Annotated in this window: 23 protein-coding genes; 8 read left to right on the plus strand and 15 right to left on the minus strand. The window is 71.7% G+C overall.

Going from position 1 to position 25,138, the window contains the following annotated elements; genetic code table 11:
- The gene (locus ACIHCM_RS22015) at positions 1 to 621 is read right to left on the minus strand and encodes a DUF47 domain-containing protein (protein WP_399898326.1); all 621 of its coding nucleotides are present in this window, start codon (positions 619 to 621) and stop codon (positions 1 to 3) included.
- A gap of 214 nt (positions 622 to 835) precedes the next feature.
- Between ACIHCM_RS22015 and ACIHCM_RS22020 the strand changes: the two genes are divergently transcribed.
- Positions 836 to 1,168 (plus strand): metal-sensitive transcriptional regulator, encoded by a 333-nt coding sequence (locus ACIHCM_RS22020; RefSeq protein WP_230885534.1) that lies wholly within the window; start codon positions 836 to 838, stop codon positions 1,166 to 1,168.
- A 33-nt stretch (positions 1,169 to 1,201) separates the two neighbouring features.
- On the opposite strand, the gene ACIHCM_RS22025 is transcribed toward ACIHCM_RS22020, so the two are convergent.
- The 9 genes from ACIHCM_RS22025 to mshD form a co-directional block, all read right to left on the minus strand.
- On the minus strand, positions 1,202 to 1,384 hold the full coding sequence (locus ACIHCM_RS22025; RefSeq protein ID WP_399898328.1) for a hypothetical protein: 183 nt from the start codon (positions 1,382 to 1,384) through the stop codon (positions 1,202 to 1,204).
- A gap of 85 nt (positions 1,385 to 1,469) precedes the next feature.
- The gene (locus ACIHCM_RS22030) at positions 1,470 to 2,306 is read right to left on the minus strand and encodes a hypothetical protein (protein ID WP_399898330.1); all 837 of its coding nucleotides are present in this window, start codon (positions 2,304 to 2,306) and stop codon (positions 1,470 to 1,472) included.
- Positions 2,307 to 2,706: 400 nt separating this feature from the next.
- Positions 2,707 to 3,138: an NUDIX hydrolase gene (locus tag ACIHCM_RS22035; protein WP_399898332.1), complete on the minus strand. Its 432-nt coding sequence runs from the start codon at positions 3,136 to 3,138 to the stop codon at positions 2,707 to 2,709.
- Between the two features lie 27 nt (positions 3,139 to 3,165).
- Positions 3,166 to 4,275, minus strand: coding sequence for a CHAD domain-containing protein (locus ACIHCM_RS22040; protein WP_399898334.1), 1,110 nt, complete (start codon positions 4,273 to 4,275; stop codon positions 3,166 to 3,168).
- On the minus strand, positions 4,256 to 6,610 hold the full coding sequence (locus ACIHCM_RS22045; protein ID WP_399898336.1) for an RNA degradosome polyphosphate kinase: 2,355 nt from the start codon (positions 6,608 to 6,610) through the stop codon (positions 4,256 to 4,258). Before ACIHCM_RS22045 ends, ACIHCM_RS22040 begins: the two co-directional genes overlap by 20 nt.
- A 240-nt stretch (positions 6,611 to 6,850) precedes the next feature.
- Positions 6,851 to 7,816, minus strand: coding sequence for an ABC transporter permease (locus ACIHCM_RS22050; protein ID WP_399898338.1), 966 nt, complete (start codon positions 7,814 to 7,816; stop codon positions 6,851 to 6,853).
- Positions 7,813 to 8,700, minus strand: a complete 888-nt coding sequence (locus ACIHCM_RS22055) for an ABC transporter ATP-binding protein (protein WP_399898340.1) — start codon at positions 8,698 to 8,700, stop codon at positions 7,813 to 7,815. Before ACIHCM_RS22055 ends, ACIHCM_RS22050 begins: the two co-directional genes overlap by 4 nt.
- Positions 8,697 to 9,101, minus strand: coding sequence for a GntR family transcriptional regulator (locus ACIHCM_RS22060; RefSeq protein WP_399898342.1), 405 nt, complete (start codon positions 9,099 to 9,101; stop codon positions 8,697 to 8,699). The genes ACIHCM_RS22055 and ACIHCM_RS22060 overlap by 4 nt, the downstream gene beginning before the upstream one ends.
- 103 nt (positions 9,102 to 9,204) lie before the next feature.
- Complete coding sequence (gene mshD / locus ACIHCM_RS22065) at positions 9,205 to 10,137, minus strand: mycothiol synthase (RefSeq protein WP_399898344.1); 933 nt, start codon at positions 10,135 to 10,137, stop codon at positions 9,205 to 9,207.
- A gap of 179 nt (positions 10,138 to 10,316) precedes the next feature.
- On the opposite strand from mshD, the gene ACIHCM_RS22070 reads away from it, so the two are divergent.
- The 6 genes from ACIHCM_RS22070 (at position 10,317) to ACIHCM_RS22095 (ending at position 18,676) form a co-directional block, all read left to right on the plus strand.
- Complete coding sequence (locus ACIHCM_RS22070; protein ID WP_399898346.1) at positions 10,317 to 12,116, plus strand: bifunctional metallophosphatase/5'-nucleotidase; 1,800 nt, start codon at positions 10,317 to 10,319, stop codon at positions 12,114 to 12,116.
- A gap of 109 nt (positions 12,117 to 12,225) precedes the next feature.
- Positions 12,226 to 13,380: a DUF2993 domain-containing protein gene (locus tag ACIHCM_RS22075; RefSeq protein WP_399898348.1), complete on the plus strand. Its 1,155-nt coding sequence runs from the start codon at positions 12,226 to 12,228 to the stop codon at positions 13,378 to 13,380.
- A 134-nt stretch (positions 13,381 to 13,514) separates the two neighbouring features.
- Positions 13,515 to 13,907: a DUF6507 family protein gene (locus tag ACIHCM_RS22080; protein WP_399898350.1), complete on the plus strand. Its 393-nt coding sequence runs from the start codon at positions 13,515 to 13,517 to the stop codon at positions 13,905 to 13,907.
- Positions 13,904 to 16,312: a hypothetical protein gene (locus ACIHCM_RS22085; protein ID WP_399898352.1), complete on the plus strand. Its 2,409-nt coding sequence runs from the start codon at positions 13,904 to 13,906 to the stop codon at positions 16,310 to 16,312. Before ACIHCM_RS22080 ends, ACIHCM_RS22085 begins: the two co-directional genes overlap by 4 nt.
- A gap of 92 nt (positions 16,313 to 16,404) precedes the next feature.
- Positions 16,405 to 17,196 carry an immunity 49 family protein gene (locus tag ACIHCM_RS22090; RefSeq protein WP_399898354.1) on the plus strand — a complete coding sequence of 264 codons (792 nt, stop codon included), beginning with the start codon at positions 16,405 to 16,407 and terminating at the stop codon, positions 17,194 to 17,196.
- A gap of 25 nt (positions 17,197 to 17,221) precedes the next feature.
- Entirely contained in the window at positions 17,222 to 18,676 is a 1,455-nt protein-coding gene (locus ACIHCM_RS22095) for a DUF6177 family protein (protein WP_399898356.1), read from the plus strand.
- A 70-nt stretch (positions 18,677 to 18,746) separates the two neighbouring features.
- Here the strand turns inward: ACIHCM_RS22095 and ACIHCM_RS22100 are convergent, their stop codons facing one another.
- The 5 genes from ACIHCM_RS22100 to ACIHCM_RS22120 form a co-directional block, all read right to left on the minus strand.
- Complete coding sequence (locus ACIHCM_RS22100) at positions 18,747 to 20,204, minus strand: sensor histidine kinase (protein WP_399898358.1); 1,458 nt, start codon at positions 20,202 to 20,204, stop codon at positions 18,747 to 18,749.
- A 5-nt stretch (positions 20,205 to 20,209) separates the two neighbouring features.
- A complete protein-coding gene (locus tag ACIHCM_RS22105) occupies positions 20,210 to 20,947 on the minus strand; it encodes a response regulator transcription factor (protein WP_399898360.1) in 738 nt (245 codons plus the stop codon).
- Positions 20,948 to 21,046: 99 nt separating this feature from the next.
- Positions 21,047 to 22,108 carry a S1C family serine protease gene (locus tag ACIHCM_RS22110; RefSeq protein ID WP_399898362.1) on the minus strand — a complete coding sequence of 354 codons (1,062 nt, stop codon included), beginning with the start codon at positions 22,106 to 22,108 and terminating at the stop codon, positions 21,047 to 21,049.
- A 93-nt stretch (positions 22,109 to 22,201) separates the two neighbouring features.
- The gene (locus ACIHCM_RS22115) at positions 22,202 to 23,221 is read right to left on the minus strand and encodes a LacI family DNA-binding transcriptional regulator (RefSeq protein WP_399898364.1); all 1,020 of its coding nucleotides are present in this window, start codon (positions 23,219 to 23,221) and stop codon (positions 22,202 to 22,204) included.
- Between the two features lie 104 nt (positions 23,222 to 23,325).
- The gene (locus ACIHCM_RS22120) at positions 23,326 to 24,105 is read right to left on the minus strand and encodes a winged-helix domain-containing protein (RefSeq protein WP_399898366.1); all 780 of its coding nucleotides are present in this window, start codon (positions 24,103 to 24,105) and stop codon (positions 23,326 to 23,328) included.
- Between the two features lie 180 nt (positions 24,106 to 24,285).
- On the opposite strand from ACIHCM_RS22120, the gene ACIHCM_RS22125 reads away from it, so the two are divergent.
- A complete protein-coding gene (locus ACIHCM_RS22125; protein WP_399898368.1) occupies positions 24,286 to 25,137 on the plus strand; it encodes an alpha/beta hydrolase in 852 nt (283 codons plus the stop codon).
- Position 25,138 lies beyond the last annotated feature (1 nt).

A 25,138-nucleotide genomic window follows, 5' to 3' on the forward strand; every position in this document is an offset into this window, starting at 1 on the left:
TCAGGACTCCTTGACGGCGATGGTCTCCACCGTGTTCGCCACGTGCTCGAATGCGTCGGCGGCCTCTTCGAGGACGTCGACGATCTGCTTGAGCTTCAGCACCTCGATGGCGTCGTACTTGCCGTTGAAGAGGTGGGCCAGAAGTTTGCGGTGGATCTGGTCGGCCTGGTTCTCGAGGCGGTTGACCTCGATCCAGTACTCGGTGAGGTTCTCCAGCGTGCGCAGGTGGGGCATGGCCTCGGCCGTCAGTTCGGCGGCGCGGGCGAGGACCTCGATCTGCTGGTCGACACCCTTGGGAAGTTCCTCGACGTTGTAGAGGACGACCAGGTCGACGGCCTCCTCCATGAAGTCCATGATGTCGTCGAGGGAGGACGCGAGGGAGTAGATGTCCTCGCGGTCGAAGGGCGTGATGAACGAGGAGTTCAGCTGGTGGAAGATCGCGTGAGTGGCATCGTCACCGGCGTGTTCCGCTGCCCGCATACGCTCTGCGATCTCGGCCCGGGCGGAAGCGTCCGCCCCGAGCAGTTCCATCAGGAGTTTCGAGCCCGTGACGATGTTGTCCGCGGATGCGGCGAACATGTCATAGAAGCTCGTCTCCCTGGGGGTCAGACGAAAGCGCACGTGGGGTCCTCGGGGTGCTTCGGTTTCGGACAGGCTGATGCTAGGCGCATCATCCGGCCACGGCTAATGGGCCGTCCCCCAGTGTCGCCCATGTATTCCGTGCATCTGTACGGGGGCGGTTCGGTGGCCGGCGCCGGGCAGTGACCAAGGGGCCTATACCCAGCAAAGTTCGGTACGATATACCCAGTAGGGGTATGTGGATGGAGGGTGCGTGATGACGACCACCGAGGCCGGCGAGGGCGTGGTGACCGACCACGACCGGGGCATCCACGGCTACCACAAGCAGAAGGACGAGCATCTGAAGCGGCTTCGGAGGATCGAGGGGCAGATCCGGGGGCTGCAGAGGATGGTCGACGAGGACGTCTACTGCATCGACATACTCACGCAGGTCTCGGCGTCCACGAAGGCCCTGCAGTCCTTCGCCCTGCAGTTGCTCGAGGAGCATCTGCGGCACTGCGTCGCCGACGCCGCGCTGAAGGGCGGGGACGAGATCGACGCCAAGGTCGAGGAGGCCACGAAGGCCATCGGGCGGCTGCTGCGGACGTGAGCTTTCGCTCACTTCCGGCGCTCACTTCCGCGCTCACCGAGCGGGCGCGTCGCCCCCGCGTTCTTCGGCCACCCTCAGGACCTCGTCGATGCTCTCCAGACTCAGCCGGTCCTCGTCCGCCGCGGAGGCCGCGATGATCAGCTCTCCGCACAGTTCGATCTCGGCGAGGGCCACGTGGTCCTGAACTGCCGTACCGCCGACCGGAGCCACGTGCATCACCTCTTCTCTGCCGTCACCGGCTTCCTAGAGTAGGGAGTGGCCTACACAACGCGCATGGCACGGACGGGCTAGTTCACGCCGGTCACTCCTCGGCGATCCGGCCCGCGTAGATGTCCTCCTCGGGCGGCAGGCTCACGTCGACGGGGGCGCCGAAGTCGTAGAGCAGCGTCGTGGAGGCGACCGCCACGGTGCCCTCCTGCCGCCCGTTGACGAAGCTGAAGCGGTGTCTGACCTTGCGGATCCGGCCCTCGTCGTCGAGGAAGACGTCGAACGGGACCTCGGCGGTGGCGAACCCTTTCGCCGCCGCGGCGAGCGACGCCCGGCCCCCGGGGGACGCCGCCCTGGCGGCCTTGGCGAGATCGGCGGTGCCCCGGTAGTGGTGCACTTCGGTGCCGGCGACCTCGGTCCGGCCGACGTACGTCGCGGTGCGGGTGCCGCGCAGCACCTCGGCGGCGGCGTAGGGGTCGGTGGCCCCGCCCGTGACCAGGTTCCCGTCCGAGAGTGTCGCCGTGTCGACCCGTACCCACTTGTCGGCCGGGACCCCGGCGCCGCGGTTCTTCATGTAGAGGGCGCCGGGGGCCAGGAGTTCGGTGATCGGGCGGTGCTCGCTCTGGCCGGACGGGTCCTGGGGGAGCAGCACCTTCAGCCGGCCGCGCCGGTGGCCGAAGTCGTAGACGCCCTCGCCGCGGATGGTGACGCGGGTGCCGCCGGTCGCCATCTCCATCGACGTACGGGCCTTGGACGTGCCGGCGTCGGCCAGTGCGTCGGCGGCGCGGTGCAGGGTGCCGACCGGGTCGGCGGGGCGGGCGTCGTCGGCGGCGGCGCCGCTGCTCGTGCATCCGGAGGCGAGAAGGCAGGCGCAGGCCGTCAGCCCCGCCGCCACGACCGTCCCGCCCGTCCTGCCGTACTGCTCCGCCATCGTCTGCCTACCCCCAGCCGTACGTCCGTCTCGGCCCCCCCTTTGTTCCGGTTAACGACGGGTAGGTTGAGCCGTCACGCCGGGCCTGGGGTGGTGGAGGCGTGCGCGGGGCGTATGCGGACCGGGTGCGCGGGGCGGCCGGCGGATCCGGGCGAGACGCTTACTCCCGCCTGACCGGCTGTTCACCTTGGCTGGGTAACGTTGTCGGCGTGACAGAGCAGGATCGGTTCGCCCCAGGTCAGGACCGTCCGGAGCATCGCGCGAGCACGGTCGAGCAGGGGCCGTTCTGCGTGGCCCGCTGCGTCTGCGGCTGGCGCGGGCCCGCGCGCCGGGCGCGGAGCCAGGCACGGACGGACGCGGCTGGGCATGTGGCCGGATCCTGACGGTCCCGGTGGGAACGTCAGGCGTCGCGGGCGTGGCGCAGGGTCGCCAGGAGTTCGTCGACCAGCTCGCGGTCACGCGGCTGGGTCAGGCGCAGCCGGGCCGCCGTGGGAGGCAGCCACAGGATCCGGTCGACCTCGTCGTTCGGGCTGAAGCCGCCGGTGGTGGCCTCGGCCGCCCAGTAGTGGACCTGCTTGGGGCGGCCGTTCGCCAGGTAGTGCAGCGTGGGCAGTTCGGCGCCCGGCGCCGCGGCGTAGCCGGTCTCCTCCTCGACCTCCCGCAGCGCGCCGGCCAGCGGGTCCTCACCGCGCTTCAGCTTGCCCTTGGGGTGGGACCAGTCGTCGTACTTCGGGCGGTGGACCAGGCAGATCTCAGGTCCGGCGGCGGTGCGGGAGCGGCGCCACAGCACGCAGCCGGCCGCCCGGACGGGGGTGTCGTTCGTATTGGTCAAGGGCTGTTCACCGCCCCCCTCGCGCGCTCAGGAAGTGCCTACCGTGTGCTTCTGCCACGACTGCTGGAACTCGAACCGTGCCGCCTCCACCTCGTGCCGCTGGTCGGCGTGCAGCACGCCCAGCGCGTACGCCGTCGCCGGGGCGATGCGGGGGGTACGGGCCGCCGCGGCGGCGGCCGCTGCCGCCTCGGCGGCGTCGCGGTGCCGGTTGAGGGCCTGTCCCGCGGTCAGCAGGCGGACGTCGACCGGGGCGTCCGTGCCCTGCAGGACCTCGCGGGCGTAGCGGTGCAGGCGCAGCAGGAGGCGGACCTGGTGCCAGGGAGCGTCCTGGGGGTGCGGGGCGGGGTCCGGGGAGAGGCCGTGGATCAGGGCCTCCGCGTTGTACGGGTGACCCGCGGTGACCAGGGGCAGGACGGCCACCGCGGCCGTGAGGCGCTCCTCGGCCGCCGCCGCGTGCGGACGCAGGTCGGCGGTGAGCGCCGCGGGGGTCAGCGGAACCTCGCTGGCCAGCACGGCGACCTTGTCGGCGACCGCGTGGAAGCGGGAGGAGCCGAGCGCCTGCAGCGCGCTGGAGTGGGCCCGCGTCCGGGCGAGGGTGAGCTGGCGTTCGAGCAGGGCGCCCGCCTTGGCCGCACCGACGGTGAGGTTGCCGCGTTCCGGGGCCATCGGGGGACCGGCGGTGGGCGGCGCCCCCGAGGCCACCCGGGCCGCGCCGGCGGCGCGACCGCCCGCCGCCACCCCCGCGGCCGCGTTGACCGACTGTGCCGGGAACGTCGCCCCCGACAGCCGGTGCAGCGCCTGCAGCAGCCGCTCCAGGCGCGCCGCGTACGCGTGCTCCAGGGCCAGCGTGCCGGAGAGCCAGGCCAGCTCCGGGCGCATGCCCTCCGACCAGTCGCTGTCCAGCAACGGACGGAACGTGTGCAGGCTGCCGCTGATGCGGCGGGCCGAGCGGCGCAGGGCTCGCGCCGCGTCGACGGTCTCCTCCGTGCCGTTGTGTGCGGACCCGGCACCGGTCTCCCGGTGCTGCCGGAGCGCACGGAGGAACTCCGTGGCCTGGGCGCGCAGGTAGCCCGCGAGGGCGTCTCCTGTCACCGGCCCGGCCATCGGGTCGGTCGGGTCAAGGTGTTGCTGTGCCACGCCGGCGCCTCCGGGCGTCTATGAGCATCTCCTGGATGTTCCGCAGGGGCCCGCCGTCCGCGTCCACCGCGTGCCTGGTCCACTCGCCGTCCGGGCCCAGGTGCCAGGAGGAGGTGGAGTCGGACATACCGGTTTCGAGGAGCCGGTTGAGCGCGGCGCGGTGCGCCGGGTCGACGACGCGCACCAGCGCCTCGATGCGGCGGTCGAGATTGCGGTGCATCATGTCGGCGCTGCCGATCCACACCTCGGGTTCGCCGCCGTTGCCGAAGGCGAAGACCCGGGAGTGCTCGAGGAAGCGGCCGAGGATCGAGCGGACCCGGACGTTCTCCGACAGGCCCGTCACGCCCGGCCGGATCGCACAGATGCCGCGTACCCAGATGTCGACCGGGACACCTGCCATGGACGCGCGGTACAGGGCGTCGATGACGGCCTCGTCGACCATCGAGTTGACCTTGATGCGGACGTAGGCGGGACGTCCGGCTCGGTGGTGCTGGACCTCCTTGTTGATCCGCGCTATCAGGCCGTCGCGCAGCGACTTGGGCGCGACCAGCAGCCGGCGGTAGGTCTCCCGGCGCGAGTAGCCGGAGAGCCGGTTGAACAGGTCGGACAGGTCCGCGCCGACCTGCGGGTCGGCGGTGAGCAGGCCGAGGTCCTCGTAGAGGCGGGCCGTCTTCGGGTGGTAGTTGCCGGTGCCGACGTGGCTGTAGCGCCGCAGGGTGTCGCCCTCCTGGCGGACCACCAGCGACAGCTTGCAGTGGGTCTTCAGGCCGACCAGGCCGTAGACCACGTGGCAGCCGGCCTCCTCCAGCTTGCGCGCCCACTTGATGTTGGCGTGCTCGTCGAAGCGGGCCTTGATCTCGACCAGCACGAGGACCTGTTTGCCGGACTCGGCGGCGTCTATCAGCGCGTCCACGATGGGCGAGTCGCCCGAGGTCCGGTACAGCGTCTGCTTGATCGCGAGGACGTCCGGGTCGGACGCCGCCTGCTCCAGGAAGGCCTGCACGGAGGTGGAGAAGGAGTCGTACGGGTGGTGCAGCAGGACGTCCCTGGCGCGCAGCGCGGCGAAGATGTCGGGCGCGGACGCGGACTCGACCTCGGCCAGGTCACGGTGGGTGCCGGCGACGAACTTCGGGTACTTCAGCTCGGGGCGGTCGAGGCGGTGGATGCGGAACAGGCCGGTGAGGTCGAGCGGCCCGGGCAGCGGGTAGACCTCGGCCTCGCCGATCTTCAGCTCGCGCACCAGCAGGTCCAGCACCTCGCGGTCGATGGACTCCTCGACCTCCAGGCGGACCGGCGGGCCGAACCGGCGGCGCATGAGTTCCTTCTCCAGTGCCTGGAGCAGGTTCTCGGCGTCGTCCTCCTCGACCTCCAGGTCCTCGTTCCTGGTCAGCCGGAAGGCGTGGTGCTCCAGCACCTCCATGCCGGGGAAGAGCTCCTCGAGGTGCGCGGCGATGACGTCCTCCAGCGGGACGTACCGGCCGGGGGTGGCCTCAAGGAAGCGGGAGAGCAGCGGGGGCACCTTGACGCGGGCGAAGTGCTTGTGGCCGCTGACCGGATTGCGTACGACGACGGCCAGGTTCAGGGACAGGCCGGAGATATAGGGGAACGGGTGCGCGGGGTCCACGGCCAGCGGGGTCAGCACCGGGAAGATCTGGTGCCGGAAGAGGGTGAACAGGCGGGCCTGTTCCTTCTCGGTCAGCTCGCTCCAGCGGACCAGGTGGATGCCCTCCTCGGCGAGCGCGGGGGCGACGTCCTCGTGGTAGCAGGCGGCGTGCCGGGCCATCAGCTCGCGGGAGCGGGCCCAGATCATCTCCAGCACCTGCATCGGCTGCAGGCCGGAGGCGGAGCGGGTGGCGACGCCGGTGGCGATACGGCGCTTCAGTCCCGCGACCCGGACCATGAAGAACTCGTCCAGGTTGCTGGCGAAGATCGCGAGGAAGTTGGCGCGCTCCAGAAGGGGCGTGTTCGGATCCTCGGCGAGTTCCAGGACCCGCTCGTTGAACGCGAGCCAGCTGCGCTCCCGGTCCAGGAAACGGCCCTGGGGCAGCTGGACCCCGTCGACGGTCGTCTCCTCGTAGACATCGAGGTCGGCGTCGAGGTCGGGTTCCAGGTCGGAGACGGTGGCCGAGACCGCGTGGGAGCGGTGCGCGGCGATGGAGCCCACGGAGGGCTGCGCGTGCTGGACCTCTGCCGGGGCGTTCTGCTGGCTCATGGCCCCATTCTTCCGCGCCTGGGGCGAAACGGGCGCGTCGGAGAGGGCGGGCGGGATCACCGGGGCCCCGTATCCCGCGCGACCCTCGGGGGGTGGCGAAGGCTCTGGCACAGCGGGCGTCATTGGCTGAGCGTTGCAAGTCTGGCTGAATCGATGGTTACGGAGACATGACGTGCGGGATAGCGGGGGGCGGCTCCCCGGGGGTCTCGGGGAGCCTCGACGGCCTCGGGGGGCTTCGGGAGGGGCCGGCCGGGGCGGCCCTGTGCGTCTGCGCCGGGCCCCTGTGCCCATGGTGGCCCTGACGTCGGTCACGTGGCCGGCCGCGACGCGCGGTTTCCGTCCTCGGCCGCCCCTCGTTCCCGGTCAGGTGGTGCGGCGCTTCAGCAGCTGGAATGCGGCCAGCGTCGCCAAGGCGGTCAGGGCGAGGACGATGCCCGTCTCCACCAGCTGCAGTGGCCAGAAGTGGGACGTCGGGTGGTAGTCGCGATAGAAGGCGACGACGTCGTGCTCGGCGAGGCACTTGGCGTCGTCGATGCATATCGGGTCCTGCACGCGCGCGCCGGCCGCGGTGAGGGCGCCCTCGTCGACGAGCGAACCACCGCCGATGCCGGGGTAGCCGTGGGTACCGGTCACCGTCTCGGCCGGCCACAGCCGCGGGCGCAGCTCGGACACGATCGCCGTCAGGGTCAGCAGTCCCAGGACGCCGAGGCCGAGGCCGGCCGTGCTGCGGCGCGTGAGCAGACCGGCGAGCGCGCCGACGGCCAGCGCGAGCAGGGCGTAGGCGGTGGCGAGGGTGCCGTTGGCGGCGAAGGTGAAGCCGCCGTACCAGACGCGCGTGCCGGTTGCCGCGCGCAGGGGCCCGTCCGCCGACCACAGCAGCCGGTGCAGCAGGGTCAGGAGCAGGGTGCCCGCGGTGATGAGGGCGGCGGGGACGGCGAGCTTCGCCGCCAGCCAGCGGACCGGCGTCACGGACTGGGTCCAGGCCAGCCGGGCGGTGCCCTGCTCCAGCTCGCGGCCGATCAGTGAGCCGCCCGCCCACGCGGCGATCAGAACGGGCGACACGGTGAGCAGACCGCCGCCGACGGCGACGGCGAGGTCGTAGCGCTGGAACGCGGAGAGGCTCGTGTCGCAGTACCCGGGCCCGCAGTCCAGCTTCCGGTACACCGCCTCGGCCGCGGCCACACCCGGGCCGTACGCCCACAGCAGGGCCCCCGCCGCCACGGTCAGCAGCATCAGCCAGAACCACAGCGCCGAGCGGTGCAGGCGGAGCAGCGCCCAGGTCAGGCCGTGCACACGGCCATGGCGCGCGGGAGCGGTCACGGCGGTCATACGGCGGCCTCCTCGGGGGCGTCGAGGCGGAGTGCCGGTGCCTCGGCGGAGCGCAGATGGGACAGGACCAGTTCCTCCAGGGACGGCTCCGCCGTCTCCCAGCGGGCGTCGACCGGGCCCCGGGCGCGTATCAGGGCGGTGAGCTGGCGGCCGGTCGTGCGGGACTCGACGACGGTGTGCGGGCCGAGGTCGCCGCCGGCCGGGCCGGTGACGAGGGTGTGCGCGGCGAGCAGGTCGTCCAGGGGGCCGGCGAGCCGGACCTGTCCCGCGCCGAGCAGGAGCAGGTGGTCGCAGGAGCCCTCGAGGTCGGCGACGACGTGTGAGGACATCACGACCGTGGTGCCACGCTCGGCGGCGTCGGCCATCAGTGTGCCCATCAGCTGGTGCCGGGCGAGCGGGTCGAGGTCGGCCATCGGCTCGTCCAGCAGCAGCAGTTCGGGCCGCTTGCCGAGCGCGAGGGCGAGCGCGACCCGGCTGCGCTGACCGCCGGACAGGACGCGGATCCGGTCGTCCGGGTCGAGGTCGCCGTCCGCGACGACCCGCTCGGCGACGGCCGCGTCCCACACCCGGGGGTTGAGTTCGCGGCCGAGGCGCAGGGTCTCGCCGACGGTGAGCTGCGGGTGCAGCGGCTTGTCCTGGGCGACGTACGCCAGACGCTCGCGGGCCTGGGCCGGGGTGCCGCCGAGCACCGTGAGCGTGCCCTCGGTCGGGGTGGCCAGTCCGGCGGCGAGGGCGAGCAGGGTCGACTTGCCGGCGCCGTTGGGTCCCATGACGGCGCAGACGGCACCGGCGGGCAGCCGGAAGGTGCAGGAGTCCAGCGCCTGCCGCCCCCTGCGCCGAAACCTCTTGCCCAGTGCGGCCGCCTCGATGGCGGTGTCGGTCATGCCTGGTCCCCCTCGTGCCGCTGATGTGCCGTGAACTGCTCGTCGAGGACGGCGGCGAAGAGCGCGGCCACGTCCTCCCGTTCCAGCCCCGCCCCGCGTGCGCGCTGCGCCCACAGCACCAGCTCCGCCCGCAACGGCGAGTCGGCCGGTGCGGCCCCGAGCGACCGCCGGACGAACGTGCCGAGCCCGCGCCGCGCCTCGACGAGGCCGTCGCGCTCCAGTTCGCGGTAGGCCTTCAGGACGGTGTTCGGGTTGATGGCGGTGGCCTCGACGACCTCGCGCGCCGTGGGCAGCTTGTCGCCGGGCTGCAACAGGCCCAGCCGCAGCGCCTGTTTGGTCTGCTGGACGATCTGGACGTAGGTGGCGACGCCGCTACGCCGGTCGATACGGTATTCGACCATTCGCACACCACCCTTTCACTAATTGAGTAGTGAAAGGGTGGTGTATGAATGCGGGCGGCGTCAAGATTGCCGCCCGCATCAGGGGGTTATGTGCCGGAATGTCTCACGTCTCGGTGCGGTACATCAGATCCGTCTCGTACGTCGTGAAGCCCATCCGCTCGTACACGCTCACCGCCGCCTTGTTGTCGGCGTCGACGTACAGCATCGCCGTCGGCAGCGCCTGCGCCGCCAGATGCCGCAGGCCGACCGAGGTGAGCGCCTTGCCCAGCCCGGTCCCCTGCGCGCCCGGGGCGACGCCGAGCACGTACACCTCGCCCAGCTGCTCCTCGGCGTGCACCTTCGTCCAGTGGAAGCCGACGAGTTCGTCGCCGCGGAAGGCGAGGAAGAAGCCCTCCGGGTCGAACCACGGCTCGGCCCTGCGGTCGTCGAGGTCCCGCTGGGTGAGCGAACCCTGCTCGGGGTGGTGGGCGAAGGCTGCGGCGTTGACGGCCAGCCAGGCCGCGTCGTCCTGCCCCGGCACGAAGGTGCGCACGGTCACGTCCTGCGGCCATACCGGCTCGGGCAGGTCGAGCCCGGCCAACGGCCGGCGCATCTGGCGCAGTTCGCGGAACAGCGTGAGACCCAGCACCTGGGCCAGGTGCCGGGCGGCGGCATGGCCGCCGTGCGCCCACACCCGCAGCCGCTTGCCGGACGCGGCGAGCAGGGCGGAACCGAGGGCACGGCCGTGCCCGTGGCCGCGGTGCGCGGGGTGGACGACCAGTTCGGCGGCCGGCGCCTCCACCGGATCGGTGTCCTCCAGCTGGGCGTAGCCGACGAGTTGGCCGCCTGCGGTGAGCAGCAGATGGGACACGCCCTGGCGGGCACCGCCGCGGATCCGCAGCCTGCCCTGCTCGGACACCGCCTGCTGACCGTCACCCCGCGCGGCCGTGGCGAGCAGCTCGAGCACGGCCTCGCTCTGCTCCGGGGTGAGCGCGGCGCGGGTCTCCAGGGAACGGGAGAGGGGGCCGCCGGTCCGTGCGCTGTCGTCGCTGGTCATACCTACGAGGGTAAGGGGCGGGCGGGGCAAAGTGGCGGCACGGGGAGCGCGGGGGGAAAAGCATGGGAAAACGCCTGTGGATACCAGGATGTAACCATGAACCCCCTGTGCCGCTACGCGCGTTGACTCTAGGCTTCGGGCGATCGAACAAAGGCTTGAGACGACTCACAGGGGAGCACATGCCGGTCACACCCGAGCCGCACCGCAGACGCCGTACCACCCGACTGCTCGCCGCGGCCGCCGGACTCACCACCGTCGGCGCGCTGGCCGCCGCGATGCCGTCGAACGCGAGCGCGCACGACAGCCACGGCGGCCACCGGCCGAGTCGCTACCAGGATGTGCAGCTGCTGTCCTTCAACGATCTGCACGGCAACCTGGAACCGCCGGCCGGCTCCTCCGGCCGCGTCACCGAACTCCAGCCGGACGGCACCACGAAGACCATCGACGCGGGCGGCGTCGAGTACCTGGCCACGCATCTGCGCGAGGCCCGCGAGGGCAACCGGTACTCGATCACCGCGGCCGGCGGCGACATGGTCGGCGCCTCCCCGCTGATCTCGGGTCTCTTCCACGACGAGCCCACCATCGAGGCGCTGAACAAGCTCGACCTGGATGTGACGAGCGTCGGCAACCACGAGTTCGACGAGGGAGCCAAGGAGCTGGCCCGCCTCCAGAACGGCGGCTGCCACCCCACCGAGGGCTGCTACACGGACAAGAAGTTCAAGGGCGCCGACTTCCCCTACCTCGCCGCGAACGTCCTCAAGGAGAAGACGAAGAAGCCTCTCCTCAAGCCCTACTGGGTGTGGAAGAAGAACGGCGTCAAGGTCGGTTTCATCGGTGTGACCCTGGAGGCCACCCCGGACATCGTCTCCGCCGAGGGCGTCAAGGGCCTCGTCTTCAAGGACGAGGTCGAGACGATCAACAAGTACGCCAAGGTCCTCCAGCGGCAGGGCGTGAAGTCCATCGTCGCCCTGATCCACGAGGGCGGCTTCCCGGCCGGGACCGCGTACAACTACGACTGCGACTCCCCGGGCGCGGGCGACGGCATCTCCGGCCCGATCCTCGACATCGCCAAGAACGTCACCCCGCAGGTCGACGCGCTCGTCACCGGCCACACCCACGCGCCGTACGTGTGCACCATCGACGACCCGGCGGGCAAGCCCCGCATGGTCACCTCGGCCGCCTCGTTCGGCCGTCTGTACACGGACACCACCCTCACCTACGACCGGTGGACGGGTGACATCGCCCGTACGGCCGTGAGGTCGGCCAACCACGTGGTCACCCGGGACGTCCCCAAGGCACCGGACATGACCCGCCTGATCGACAGGTGGAACACCCTCGCCGCCCCGATCGGCAACCGGGCCATCGGCCACATCTCCGCCGACATCACCAGCACGGGCACCGAGTCCCCGCTCGGCGACCTCATCGCCGACGCCCAGTTCGCCTACGGCAAGGAGCTGGACCCGGAGACCGACCTGGCGCTGATGAACCCCGGTGGTATCCGCGCGCCGCTCACCTACGCGGCGAAGGCCGGTGAGGGTGACGGCGTGGTGACGTACGCGGAGGGCTTCACGGTCCAGCCGTTCGCCAACACCGTCAACCTCCAGAACCTCACCGGCGCCCAGCTGATCCAGGTACTCAAGGAGCAGGTGAGCGGCGCCAACGAGGCCGCCCCGAAGGTGCTCCAGCCGTCGGCCGGACTGACGTACACCCTGGACCTGACCAAGAGCGGCGCCGACCGGGTCGTCACGGACTCCATCAAGCTGAACGGCGCGGCGATCGACCCGTCGGCCGTCTACCGTGTCGCGAGCAACAGCTTCCTCGCGGGCGGCGGCGACGGCTTCCCGACGCTCGGGCAGGGCACCGACGACCTCGTCGGCGAGGACGACCTGACGGCCCTGGAGAAGTACCTGACCGCCAACTCCTCCGCGGCGAACCCGATGGCGCCGCCGGCGGCGAACCGCATCACGGTCGTGCGGTAGCGGCAAGGACCGCGACCAGTTCACTGTGGCCGGGAGTCCGCAGTGAACTGGATCGCATACCTCCGATTGAGGTTGCGGGTGGGGCCGGTACGCATGTTCGGATAGATCGATGCGTACCCCCCACCACACCTTGACGCATCCCCCCACGGACCTCCTCGGTCCCGGCCGGCCCGAGGAGGACGAGCCATGGGCCCCGCCCAACCACCGCCGGGGCGGCCCACGCCGCCGGCGGCGCGGCCGGTTCGCGGGGCTGCCGTTCGCGCTGAAGGCGACGGTGGTCCTGCTGACCGGCGCCGCGTTCCTCACCCTCGCCGACCGCTGGGCGGTGCTCTACGCAGAGCACCGGGCCGCGGACGCGCTGCGGGACCGCCTGCGACTGGCCGCGGCACCCGAGGTCGAGATCGACGGCTTCCCCTTCCTGACGCAGCTCGGCGACAAGCGCCTGGACGCGGTACGGCTGACCGTCCCGGACGTCGCCGCCGACCGGGTCTCGCTGGCCCGCGTCTCGGCCACCGCGCGCGACGTGACGCTGTCGGGCGACGGCCCGACGTCGGTGCGCGGCGCCCGGGTGCCCCGGCTGGAGGGCGACGTCCTGCTGTCCTTCGCCGACCTCAACCGTGAGCTCGGCGCGTCCCAGGTGACCTTCACCGGGGAGGGCCGCGACCGGGTACGGGCCAGCGGCACCCTGCCGGTCGCCGGGCACGACCTGCGGCTGCGGGCCGAGGCACAGATACGGCGGCAGGGGGAGCGGGGCATCGCGACGCACATCGGCGGGATGCGCCTGGACATCGGCGACCTGGCGACGTACCGCCCGGGGACCCGCGCCTCCGAGGGCCTGCACCTGACACCGAAGGCGGCCGCCGGCCTCGCCCGGGAGACCCGCAAGGCGAAGGCGCTGCTGTCCGTTCCCGCGATCGTCGAGCGCCTCGGCGTGCCCGACTCCGCCGTACGCGAGGCGCTGGCCGACGACGGCAAGCTCGCCGAGCTGACCGGCTCGACGCGGTTCGCCCGGCAGGCCGTCCGCCTCAACCTCGTCGACCTCGCGCTGGACCACCCCGAGGTGCTGCGCCGGCTGGGCCTGGACCCCGGCCTCCTCGACGCCCTGCCCCGGCTCACCCGCCCGGTCCTCGCCGACCGGCTGTCCCTCGCCTTCGAACTGCCCGAGCCGGAGCAGGGCGAGGTGCGGCTGCGGGACGTGCGGGTGGAGAAGGAGGGAATCCGGGTACGGCTGACGGGCTCCGGGCTGGCGGTCGGCCGCAACTGAGCTCAGAAGTGACTGAGCCTCACCTCTGCGAGCGGCCGGATCCGGCCAACTCCCGCTGTGCTGCGTTGCGTCTGCAATTCCTCGTGCGACAGTATGTTCGAGATCAGGGGGCGAGTGAGGCGCGGGGGGTTGCAGTGAGTGGTTGGGACGTCAGTCCGTCCGGCGTCGCGACCGTGGTCTCCCACGTGGGGGACGTCATGACGGTCCTGGCGGAGATCGCCCAGGCGTACGCGGACGACATGGAAGGTGCCGCCAGGTCGGCCGGGACGCTCGCTCCGGGTGGGGCGAGCGGCGGGCACGGGAGTCAGGGCGGCCTGGTGGCGGCGGCTCTCGCGGAGTTCATGGCGGGCACGACGGACGAGCTGAGTTTCGTCGGTGTGCGCGTCGGCCGGTCGGTCAACGGTGCGGTCGAGGCAGCCGTGGCCTACCGCGAGGGTGACCTGGAGATGGCGGCCGAGGCGCAGCGGAGGGCGGCCGGGCTGGTCGTACCCGACATGCCGGCCGGGTGGAAGACCGGCCGCCTGTGATCAAGCCCGAGTCGATCCCGCTGTTCACCGGTGATCTGGGCCAGTTGGAGCAGCACGTCGACGCCCTGCGCGTCGACGCGGACGGAATCCGCCGGGCCGGCGGGGAGGCGCATCGGCAGTTCCAGGGGCTTTCGGCCTTCTACCGGGCGCCGGAGGCGGAGGACCTGTTCGCCGGCACCGCGCCCGCACGCGATGCCGCCGACAGCTTCGCGGACAAGGTCGCCACGGTTGCCGACGCCCTGCGGACGTACGCGGCGGAAGTAGCCCCGATCGCCGAGCGGTTGGAGCGTTTACGGAGCGAGGCCACGGCGTTCGTGGCGGGACTGAGGACCAGCAGCGGAGCGTTCGACGAGAACTGGACCGACGACGCGGAAAAGGTCCAGGAGCATCAGACGCTGATGCACGAGGTCGCGGTGGCGCAGGAGGCGTTCACGGCGGCCGAGATCGCCTGTCACAACACGATCACCGCACTGGTCGACGGCACCCAGTACGTGATGAACACCGGGGCCAAGCAGTTCAAGCCGCTCGGCGCGGAACTGTACGGCTACAGCGCCGAGGTGCTCGACCAGGCCAGGGAACTGCCCTGGGGTACGCCGGTGTCCCAGTCCCATGACTGGTGGGACCCGGAGGACTTCGACCACTACTTCAAGAGCTTCGTCTGGGACGGACTGATCGTCGACAACGTCTGGGGGACCGTCGACGGGATGTTCTCCCTGGCCGGGATCAACGGGTCGCAGGAGTTCAAGGACTCCTGGTCGGGCCTGGCCCGGGTGGTGGTCGGCGCGGAGACCTACCTGATGGAGGCCGGTGGCGAGGAACCCACGGGTGTCTTCGCGACGGACTTCGCTCAGGGCAGCAAGGCGTACGCGAAGGAGTTCGCCAAGGGCTTCGTCGCCTGGGACCAGTGGGAGGAGAACCCGGCCCGCGCCGCGGCGACGGTTGTCTTCAACGGCCTCACACTGGGCGCGGGCCCGCTGAAGGCGGCGTCGGCGGGGCGGGCGGGAAGCGCGGCCAAGGCCGCGGCAGCGGTCGCGAAGGTCGGCGACGCCATCGACCCGTTCAGCGCGGCGGCCAAGGTGACGGGGCAGGCGATGCCCAAGATCGCCGAAGTGACGGCGAACCTGCGTGGCATGGACCATATGGCCGGCGCGCGTGCCGCTCACAGTGTCCTCGAATTCTCCGATGCCGCCGGGCGTACGGTGCTCGTCGTCGAGGACGGCAGCTTCATCGTCCTCAAGGACGGCAAGGCCGTCACCGACGCTCCGATGCCGGAACGATCCGTCACCGCGGAGGCCACCGCGGGGCGGGAGAGCGAACTGGCAGCTGTCGGCGCGGGGTCACGGACGACGGATACGGCTGCTCATGCGGGCACCTCCCATCACACCGATACCCCGGGTACCGGGGCGGGGCACGCGCAGGTGTCCGGTCCCGGCACCGGCCGAGTGCCGCCGCCCAGCAGCGGAGGAGCCGGCGGCAGCGGTGGCCACGACGGCCAGGCCCCCGGCAGCCGGAACCCGCTCGAGGTCGACCGCGAGATCATGCGGCAGCAGGTCGAGCGGGCCAACAACGACCCTCAGTGGTTCAGGGATCACTACAGATCCAACGGTTACCGGCGCTCCACATCGGCCCACAGCAGCTACGGCCGGCCCGTTCCGCAGATCGTGCCCGACCCGTACAACCCCGGGAACTGGATCGCGAAGAGCGACATGCCGCCGGCGCTCAGGGAGCACTACCTCCACAAGGACCCGATCCAGGGAACGCGTTCGGCGGTCGACGCCGGCAATCTCCGCCACCTGGATGAGCAGGCGGCCAGACGGGACGAGGCCATCGCGCTCGACACGGCCGCGGAGCGCAAGCTCAGCGACGCCGAGAAGGCGTACGCGGCACACCGCACCGAGGAGTTGGCCGAGGCCATGCACCGGGCCGACGCGGAGCACTCGCCGCTGCACGGCGACGCGAACCGGCAGAGAGAGATCTTCGGCGAGGAGGTCGCCGAGAGACACGCGGTGCCTGAGCACTACCCCGGCGCGGTACGCGTGGACGACGGGGCGTTCGGCAACAACCGGTTCGATCAGGTCTACCGGACGCCGGACGGTCGGTATGTGGTGGTCGAGGCGAAGGGGTCGCTCAGGGCTCCGCTCGGGGTGCGTAAGGGGCATAGCGGGCGGTTGGTTACGCAGGGGACGCGGGAGTATTTCGAGACGATCCTCCATGAGATGCGAGAGAGGGCCAGTAGGTACGAGGACAGGGGCCTGCTGGAGCAGGCTGATGCCGAGCTGGCTCTGGCGGATGAACTCGGTACCGCGCTCAAGGGGGGCAAAGTCGACTATGTCCTTGTAAAGGCACGTGCTGACGGTGCTCAGTACGCTGGCTACGAGATGAAGCAGTTCAATATCGCGAAATGAGGAAGTTGTCCGTGCTCACGAGGATTTCCCGGCCAAGGCTGGAAGGTAGCCATCCTGATCCGGAGCGGCTTCGGGAGGTGCGCAATGAACGCATGCTCAAGCGCATCGAGGAGTTGGCGGAGTGGCCGGATGGCATCGGCATGACCTTCAGCAGCGCACTGAGCACCGCCAAATCCCAATGCCGCAATGATCCCACCGCCGAATTCCTGGAAACCTGGGAAGCCTGGACCACCGCCATGCAGGTCGGCTCCGCCCTCTTCGCCTCGGCGACCGCTCCCGAAGGGTCCACCGTCGAGTGCATGATCGCTCACAAGGTGCGCACCATCCCGGCCGTGGGGATCCGGCACTTCGTGGACGCGGGGACCTGGCTGGACGCCTTCTGGCTTGCGGTGATCTGTCGTGACGAGGCTCGGCTGACCCAGCTGTGCCAGGTGCCGATCGAGACGCTGCGTGCTTCGGACGCGGTGTTCGAGGAGTACATCTACGACTGGGTCGACGCCCTCCAGACGTACTGGCTGGAGCGTCCTGGGCTGGGCGAGAAGCTGACCGCCGCCTTCGACAAGACGGATCCCGACCGGCTTCGGTATGTCGACCGGGAGCTGATGCTCAAGGTCCTTTATCCGCCGATCAACATGTTCTTCCGCTTCATCAGCCGGGATCCGGAGAAATTCAATGAGGCCCTGGTGCAGGCCGTACAACTGCACAAGGAGTACTGGACGGCGGATGTCGAGGAACGCCAGGAGACCAGCGACGGCGATGTCGCCCTCGCGCCTCTCGCCCTCGCCTGCCTCGCCTACGACGCCGGTCGTCCCATCGAGGTCGATTCGGAGTATCTGCCCGAGCACTTGCTGAAGCGGAGCTGGTTGGGCGAATTCCCGACATGAGCACCGAAGCCGCCGGAGGGGCCCTGTGACCAAGGACGTCATCGCCCTCACCCCCACGATGCCGGACCTGCGCACGCTGCTGGCAGGCATGTACGCCGGGGGCCCCGACCTGGGCGTGCAGACCCTCGCCGCCGGCGCGGTCGTCCAGCTCTGCGACCCCGGCGGCCGTCCCCTCGTCTCCGTGGAGGCTCCCGTCCTGGTCCAGGTTCCGGGCGAGACTTCCCGCCTGCTGGACGGCGTGGACGGCGTGGACGGCGTGGACGGTGTGGACGGGGCCGGGCAGACCGGGCCGGTGTGGTGGACGGAGGCTCGTGCCTCCACGGCCGTGGCGGAGGCCGGACGTCTCGCGGGCTCCTTCGCCGGGCGCCTGGTCACCGTTCTGGGCGGCACGGTATGGCCCGCCGAGGCCGCCTGCACCGAGGTCGTCCCGCTGACCACGGATGTCTCCGCCGTGGCGTCCGCCACCGGTGGCCCCGCCGTGGACGTCCTCACCCCGGAAACCGCCGTGGTCATCCAGGACCGCCCCTTGGTCCCCCTGACCAGCTGGCTCTCCGACGCCTTGCGCACGGCGAACGAGAGCGACCGTGCCCTGCAGATCGTCACCCCGCCCACCGCACGTCTCACCCTGGCCACCCGCACCGCTCTGCGGGGCCTGCCCAACCGCTGGGTCGTCCAGGACCCCGACCACGGCTACTACGACGGGTTGTCCGGCGCCGTGCTGCACTGGAAGGGCGGCACCTTCACCCCCGTATCCGGCGAGCAGGGCTCCACGCCCGTCGCCGGGGCCTTCACAGCCGGTGCCGTCACGGGTGAGCGCCAGTTCCTGCTGACCCTCCGTACCCGTCACCCCGCCGAACCGTACCTGGTCCTCGGGCACGCGCTGGAGACCTGTTTCCGCCATCTGACGGGCACCGCGCCTGCCGGGTGGAGCACCGCCGAACCGGTCAACGTGCCCTGGTCGACAAGGGGGTTGACAGACCTGGCCAAGTCCCGCGCACCCCGCCCCACCTGGCTGATCGCGGTCGGGCACCCCGACCGCCCCGTCCTGGCCACGGTCCGGGTACGGCGCACACCGGCGGGCGTGGAGGAGGACATCACCGTCGCGCTCGGCTACGGCGAGGACGAGCGGCCGCCCCTGCACGCCCTGGAGGAGCTCGCCGTCGAACTCGACGCGAGCCACGGCCTCGTCACCCTGCTCGCGTCCCTGCGCGCGGGCCGACGCGACCTGACCGTCCCCGCGCGAGCCGGGGCGCCGCCGGTGCCGGTCACCTTCACGCTCGGCCGGGAAGAGGCCCGGCGCGTCGGCCGGTCGCGTGCGGAGTCCCCGCCGCACGGCCTCGCGCCCGTGCCGCTCGGTCACGCCGCCGGGCCCGCCCTGCACTACCGGTTGGGCGACGGGACGCCGGCTGAGGTGTGGGGCCGGTTCCGGGCACTTGTCGATCATCTGCGCCCGCCGGACGGATCTGTCAGGACCCCGTAGGCGTCCAGCGGGCCGGCCGCCCCCTTGGCCGGTGGCCTCGGCGTCGGTGAGCCGCGGCCGGCCGGAGTGCTCAGCCGGTGGCCTGCGCGGTCTCCGGCGGAGGCGTCGGGGCCCCCGGCAGTCGTACCGTCACCAGCGTGCCGCCGCCCTCCGCCGGGCTCAGGGTCACCTCGCCGCCCGACTGCTGCACCGTGCGGGCCACGATGGACAGGCCGAGGCCGGAGCCTGGCAGTGCGCGTGCGGTGGGTGAACGCCAGAAGCGGTCGAAGACGTGGGGGAGTTCGTCGGCGGGGATGCCGGGGCCGTGGTCGCGGACGGTGAGGACCCCGTCGTTCAGCACCACCTCGACGGCGCCGCCGCCGGGGCTGAACTTCACCGCGTTGTCGAGGATGTTGACCACCGCCCGCTCCAGCGCCGACGGCTCCGCGCGTACGTACCACGGCTGCACGTCGGCCGTGATCGTCAGCTCCGGGCCCCGCAGGCGGGCGCGGCGCAGTGCGGACTCGACGGTGTCGTGCAGGGCGATCACCTGCGCCCTGCCGGCGTGCTGGTCCACGTCCGGCCGGGACAGTTCCTGGAGGTCGCCGATCAGCGCGGCCAGCTCCGTCATCTGGGCCTTCACCGAGGCCAGCAGCGCCTTGCGGTCCGCCTCGGGCAGGGGGCGGCCGGTCTCCTCGCTGCGCGTGAGCAGCTCGATGTTGGTGCGCAGCGAGGTCAGCGGCGTCCGCAGCTCGTGACCGGCGTCGGCGATGAGCTGCTGTTGCAGGTCGCGGGAGCTGGCCAGGGCGGAGGTCATGGAGTTGAACGACCGCGAGAGCCGGGCGACCTCGTCCTCGCTGTCGTCCTCCACGGGGATGCGGATGCGGAGGTCCTCGGTGCGGGCGACGTGCTCCACGGCCTCGGTGAGCTTGTCGACGGGGCGCAGGCCCGCCCGGGCCACCGCCAGACCGGCGGCCCCGGCGCCCACGACTCCGACGCCGGAGACGATGAGCAGCAGCAGGGCGAGTTCGTTGAGGGTGCGCCGGGTGCCGTTGAGGGAGATGCCGAGGACCAGCGCGGAGTCCCCGGCGACGTACTGCTCGCCGGGACTGACCTTGACCACGAGCGCCGTGGTCAGTACGCGCACCGGATCGCCGTCGCTGTCCTGGCCGGTGCGCAGCGTGCCGTTCCGCTCCTGCGGGGCCTTGGCCATGGCCGTGTCGGCGTCGGCGACCTTGATCGTGCCCGCCGAACCGGCGAACGGGCAGGCCTCGCCGTCCGACCGCACGATCTGGACGTAGCTGTCCGACCGGGGCCCGAGCGGGCCGGTCGCCGGCGCCTGGCCGCAGGCGCCGAGCGCGGCCGCGACCTCGATGCGTGACACGGAGCCGATGGACGCCTGCAGGTCGTCGTCGATCTCGTCGTACAGCTTGTTGCGCACCACGAACCAGCAGCTCACGGACACCGCGGCTACGGCGAACGCCATCGCCGCCGCCACCAGCAGCGCCAGCCGGGAGCGGATGGGCAGGGCACGGAAGCCGCGGGTCATCCTGTTCACTCCGCGCCGCCCTGCCGCAGCACGTACCCCACGCCCCGCACCGTGTGCACCAGCCGCGGCTCGCCCCCGGCCTCCGTCTTGCGGCGCAGGTACATCACGTACACGTCCAGGGAGTTGGACGACGGCTCGAAGTCGAAGCCCCACACCGCCTTCAGGATCTGCTCCCGGGTGAGGACCTGCCGCGGATGGGCCATGAACATCTCCAGGAGCGTGAACTCGGTGCGCGTCAGCTCCACCGGCCGCCCGCCCCGCGTCACCTCCCGCGTCCCGAGGTCCATGCGCAGGTCGGCGAAGACCAGCGCCTCGTCCTGGTGCGCACCGGCCGCCGCCTGCGCGGCGGCGTAGGAGCTGCGCCGCAGCAGGGCGCGGATACGGGCGAACAGCTCGTCCAGCTCGAAGGGCTTGACCAGGTAGTCGTCCGCCCCGGCGTCCAGCCCCGTCACCCGGTCACCGACCGTGTCGCGGGCCGTCAGCATCAGGATGGGGGTCGTGTCCCCGGCGCCCCGGATGCGCCGCGCGGCGGTCAGGCCGTCCATGCGGGGCATCTGGATGTCGAGGACGACCAGGTCGGGCCGGTACCCGGCCGCCTTCTCCAGGGCGTCCGCGCCGTCGATGGCGACCTCGGTGTCGTACCCCTCGAAGGCGAGGCTGCGCTGGAGTGCTTCGCGCACCGCCGGCTCGTCGTCGACGATCAGGATGCGCTGGGGGTCACGGTCGCCTTCGGCGGGGCTCATGGCTCGGATTCCTCGGGTGCGATGGGGAGGCGGAGGCTGACGCTGCCAGCCTCGCATGTCTGCGGACGGCGGCCGGTCCGCCCTTGTGGTCCGCCGCCCTCAGTCCGTCGCACCCGCCCGCAGCTTGGCCAGGTCGGCCTTGACGGTGTTGACCGGGATCGCGAACCCGAGGCCCACGCTGCCCGCGTCGGACGACGAGCCCGCCGCCGAGTACATCGCGGAGTTGATCCCGATGATGTCGCCGTTCATGTCGATCAGCGCACCCCCGGAGTTGCCGGGGTTGAGGGAGGCGTCGGTCTGGAGCGCCTTGTACGTCGTCGTGGACGACCCGGTGTCGCCGTTGAACTCCCTGCCGTCGAACTCGAACGGCCAGCCCCCGCCGGGCTGCTGTTGCTGCCGGCCCTCCTCGGTGGAGACGGTCACGTCACGGTCCAGCGCGGAGACGATGCCGCTCGTCACCGTGCCGGTCAGGCCCTCGGGCGAGCCGATCGCCACGACCTCGTCGCCGACCTGCACACCGTCGGAGTCGCCCAGGGTCGCCGCCTTCAGTCCGGAGGCGTCGTCGAGTTTGATCAGGGCGAGGTCCTTGCTGCTGTCGGTACCGACGACCTGCGCGGTGTACTCCTTGCCGTCGCTGGTGGTCACCTTGACCTGGGAGGCGCCGGAGACCACGTGGTTGTTGGTGACGATCTCGCCGTCACCGGTGATGATCACGCCGGAGCCGGTGGACGACCCGGCGTTCGTGGCGGCGCTGATCTCGACGATGCTCGGGCTGACCGCCTTGGCCACGCCGGCGACGGTGCCCTTCCGGCTCGCCGGCACGACGTCGGTGCCGGTGCCGGCGGAGGCCACCGTGTCGCCACCGGCGAGCTCCTGGAAGCCGTAGGCCGTGCCGCCGCCGACGGCCGCGGCGACGATCGCCACGGCGGCCAGCAGCGCGACGGTCCCGCGGCTGCGTTTCCTGGGCCCGGGCGGCGCGGCGACGGGCTCGGCGAGCAATGCCGTCGGCCGGTGCGGCGCCCCCGCCGTCCCCGCCGTCGGCTGGTGCGCGGGCGGCGGGGGCCACTCGGGGTCGACAGGAGAGGGGGCGTGCTGCTGCCCGCCCTGGTACGGGTTCCCGTAGTTCTCGTACGCGCCGTCGCGGCGGAAGCTCTCGGTCATGTCCATGAGCGTGTCGCCCGACCATGAGAGCACCCTGAGTGCTGCCTGAGAAGCCCGGCAGAACGTTGTATGCCCGATATAAGGCCCGGTGTGCTAGCAGCCGCAGGAGCTGCGTACCACCAGCCGCGAGGGGAACACCTTCAGCCGCTCCCGGCGCGAGCCCGCCACCCGCAGCCCGTCGTCGAGGACGAGGTCCACCGCCGCCCGCGCCATCGCGGAGCGGTCGGAGGCGATCGTGGTGAGCGGCGGGTCCGCGAGCGCCGCCTCCTTGATGTCGTCGAAGCCGGCCACCGCCAACTCCCCGGGCACGTCGATCCGCAGCTCGCGCGCCGCCCGCAGCAGGCCGATGGCCTGGTCGTCGGTGGAGCAGAAGACGGCGGGTGGGCGGTCGGGGCCGGAGAGGAACTCCAGGGCGACGCGGTAGGCGTCGTAGCGGTTGTACGGCGCCTCGAAGAGCCGTCCCTCCGTGGGCAGCCCGGCCTCGGCCATGGCGCGCCGCCAGCCCTCGACGTGGTCGGAGACGGGGTCGCCGACGGCGGGCGTCTCGGCGGTGCCGCCCATACAGGCCACGTACTCGTAGCCGTGCTCCAGCAGATGGCGTACGGCGAGCTGGGCGCCGCCCAGGTCGTCCGTGACGACGGCGACGTCGTCGATGGCCTCGGGGCGCTCGTGGAGCAGGACGACCCGGGCGTCCCAGGCGTCGATCTCGGCGGCCGCCAGGTCGTTCAGCGCGTGGCTGACCAGGATCAGCCCGGAGACCCGCATCCCGAGGAACGCCCGCAGATAGTGGACCTCGCGCTCGCCGACGTAGTCGGAGTTCCCGACCAGGACCATCTTTCCGCGCTCGGCGGCCGCCCACTCCACCGCGTGCGCCATCTCCCCGAAGAAGGGCTGGCGGGCGTCGGGGACGATCAGGCCTATGAGGTCGGTGCGCCGTGAGGCCATCGCCTGGGCCACCCGGTCGGGCCGGTAGCCCAGCTCCTTGATGGCGGCGAGGACACGCTCGCGCGTGGCCGGGGCGACCGGCCGGGGTCCGTTGTTGATGACGTAACTGACCACGGCGGTGGAGGTACCCGCCAGCCGTGCCACATCATCCCGAGTCACCTTGGCCACGCGCGGAGTCTACGCGGATGGACCCCCGCTGGGCAGGGCGTACGGAGCGTTGTGCGAACCCGTGCGCGGGCGGGCGCACCGCTGGGGGCGCGCCCGCGCCCCCGCTACGCGTCCGCGGGAACCTCGGCGACGGCCGGTGAGGCCGTCTCGCCCGCATCCTCCGGCTTCGGCCGGGCCGCCCTGGCCTTCGTCTCGTCCGCGACGCGGTCCACCTTCTCCGGCGTAACGAATCGATAACCGACGTTCCGGACGGTCCCGATCAGCGACTCGTGCTCGGGTCCGAGCTTGGCGCGCAGCCGCCGTACGTGGACGTCGACCGTGCGGGTGCCGCCGAAGTAGTCGTAGCCCCAGACCTCCTGGAGCAGCTGGGCGCGGGTGAAGACCCGGCCCGGGTGCTGCGCGAGGTACTTCAGGAGCTCGAACTCCTTGAACGTCAGGTCGAGCACGCGCCCCTTGAGCTTGGCGCTGTACGTGGCCTCGTCCACCGACAGATCGCCGTTGCGGATCTCCATCGGGGAGTCGTCGTTGACGATCTGCTGCCGGCCCATCGCGAGCCGCAGGCGGGCCTCCACCTCGGCGGGCCCCGCGGTGTCGAGCAGGACGTCGTCGATGCCCCAGTCGGCGGTGACGGCGGCGAGGCCGCCCTCGGTCACGACGAGGACGAGCGGGCAGCCGGGCCCGGTGGAGCGGAGCAGCTGGCAGAGGCTGCGGACCTGGGGGAGGTCGCGCCGGCCGTCGACGAGGATGACGTCGGCACCGGGGGTGTCGACGAGGGCGGGGCCCTCCGCCGGAGCCACTCGCACGTTGTGCAGCAGCAGGCCGAGCGCGGGCAGTACTTCCGCCGACGGCTGGAGGGCGTTGGTCAGGAGCAGCAGAGAACTCATACGTCTGGTTCCTCCTCGGTCCCTGCGAGGACGTTGTGCGATGCGGCACCGCTCTGCGATCCCGGGGCCCGTACACCGGCGGTCACCTGTGGTTCTCCGCCTCGTATACAACGCTTCCGAAAGCACAAAAGGACCCGGGGGCAACGCTGCCCGAGTCCTCTGCACAGCAGAATAGCCCACATGAGCAACGGTCCGGCAGGCCAAGTGGCACGTTCCACCACCGTCCGTCCGCAGTGTGAGACGCCGGGGGCGGGCAGACCCGCGCCGTCGCGGACGTTTCTGCAGACCGCCGACGGTGTGCGCGTCGACGCGCTGTACGAACCGGGCGCGGTCGTATACGAAACGCCGCCGCCACCTGCCGGCCACCCGGTGTTCGTCGTCGCCCACGGCTTCACCGGCGATGTCGACAAGCCGCACGTGCGACGGGTCGCCACGGCGTTGGGGCGGTACGGCGCCGTGATCACGTTCTCCTTCCGGGGCCACGGGGCCTCCGGCGGGCGCTCGACCCTCGGCGACCGCGAGGTCTTCGACCTGGCAGCGGCGGTGGCGTGGGCGCGCGAACAGGGGCACGCGCGCGTGGTCACCGTCGGCTTCTCCATGGGCGGCTCGGTGGTGCTCCGGCACGCCGCGCTCAACGCCCGGCAGACCGGGGCGGTGGTGTCGGTGAGCGCCCCGGCCCGCTGGTACTACCGGGGTACGGCACCGATGCGTCGCGTCCACTGGCTGGTCACCCGGCCCGAGGGCCGGCTGCTCGGCCGCTACGGCCTGCGTACCCGCATCCACCACCGGGGCTGGAACCCCGTCCCGCTCTCGCCGGTCGAGGCCGTACCCCGGATCGCGCCGACGCCGCTGCTCATCGTCCACGGCGACCGCGACGGCTACTTCCCCGTCGACCACCCCCACATGCTGGCCGAGGCCGCCGGTGACCACGGCGAACTCTGGCTGGAGCCCGGCATGGGCCATGCCGAGCACGCGGCCACCGACGCCCTCCTGGCCCGTATCGGGGACTGGGCCGCCCGCGCGGCGGGCTAGC

It is taken from the genome of Streptomyces sp. NPDC052023, assembly GCF_044548465.1.
GTDB lineage: Bacteria > Actinomycetota > Actinomycetes > Streptomycetales > Streptomycetaceae > Streptomyces.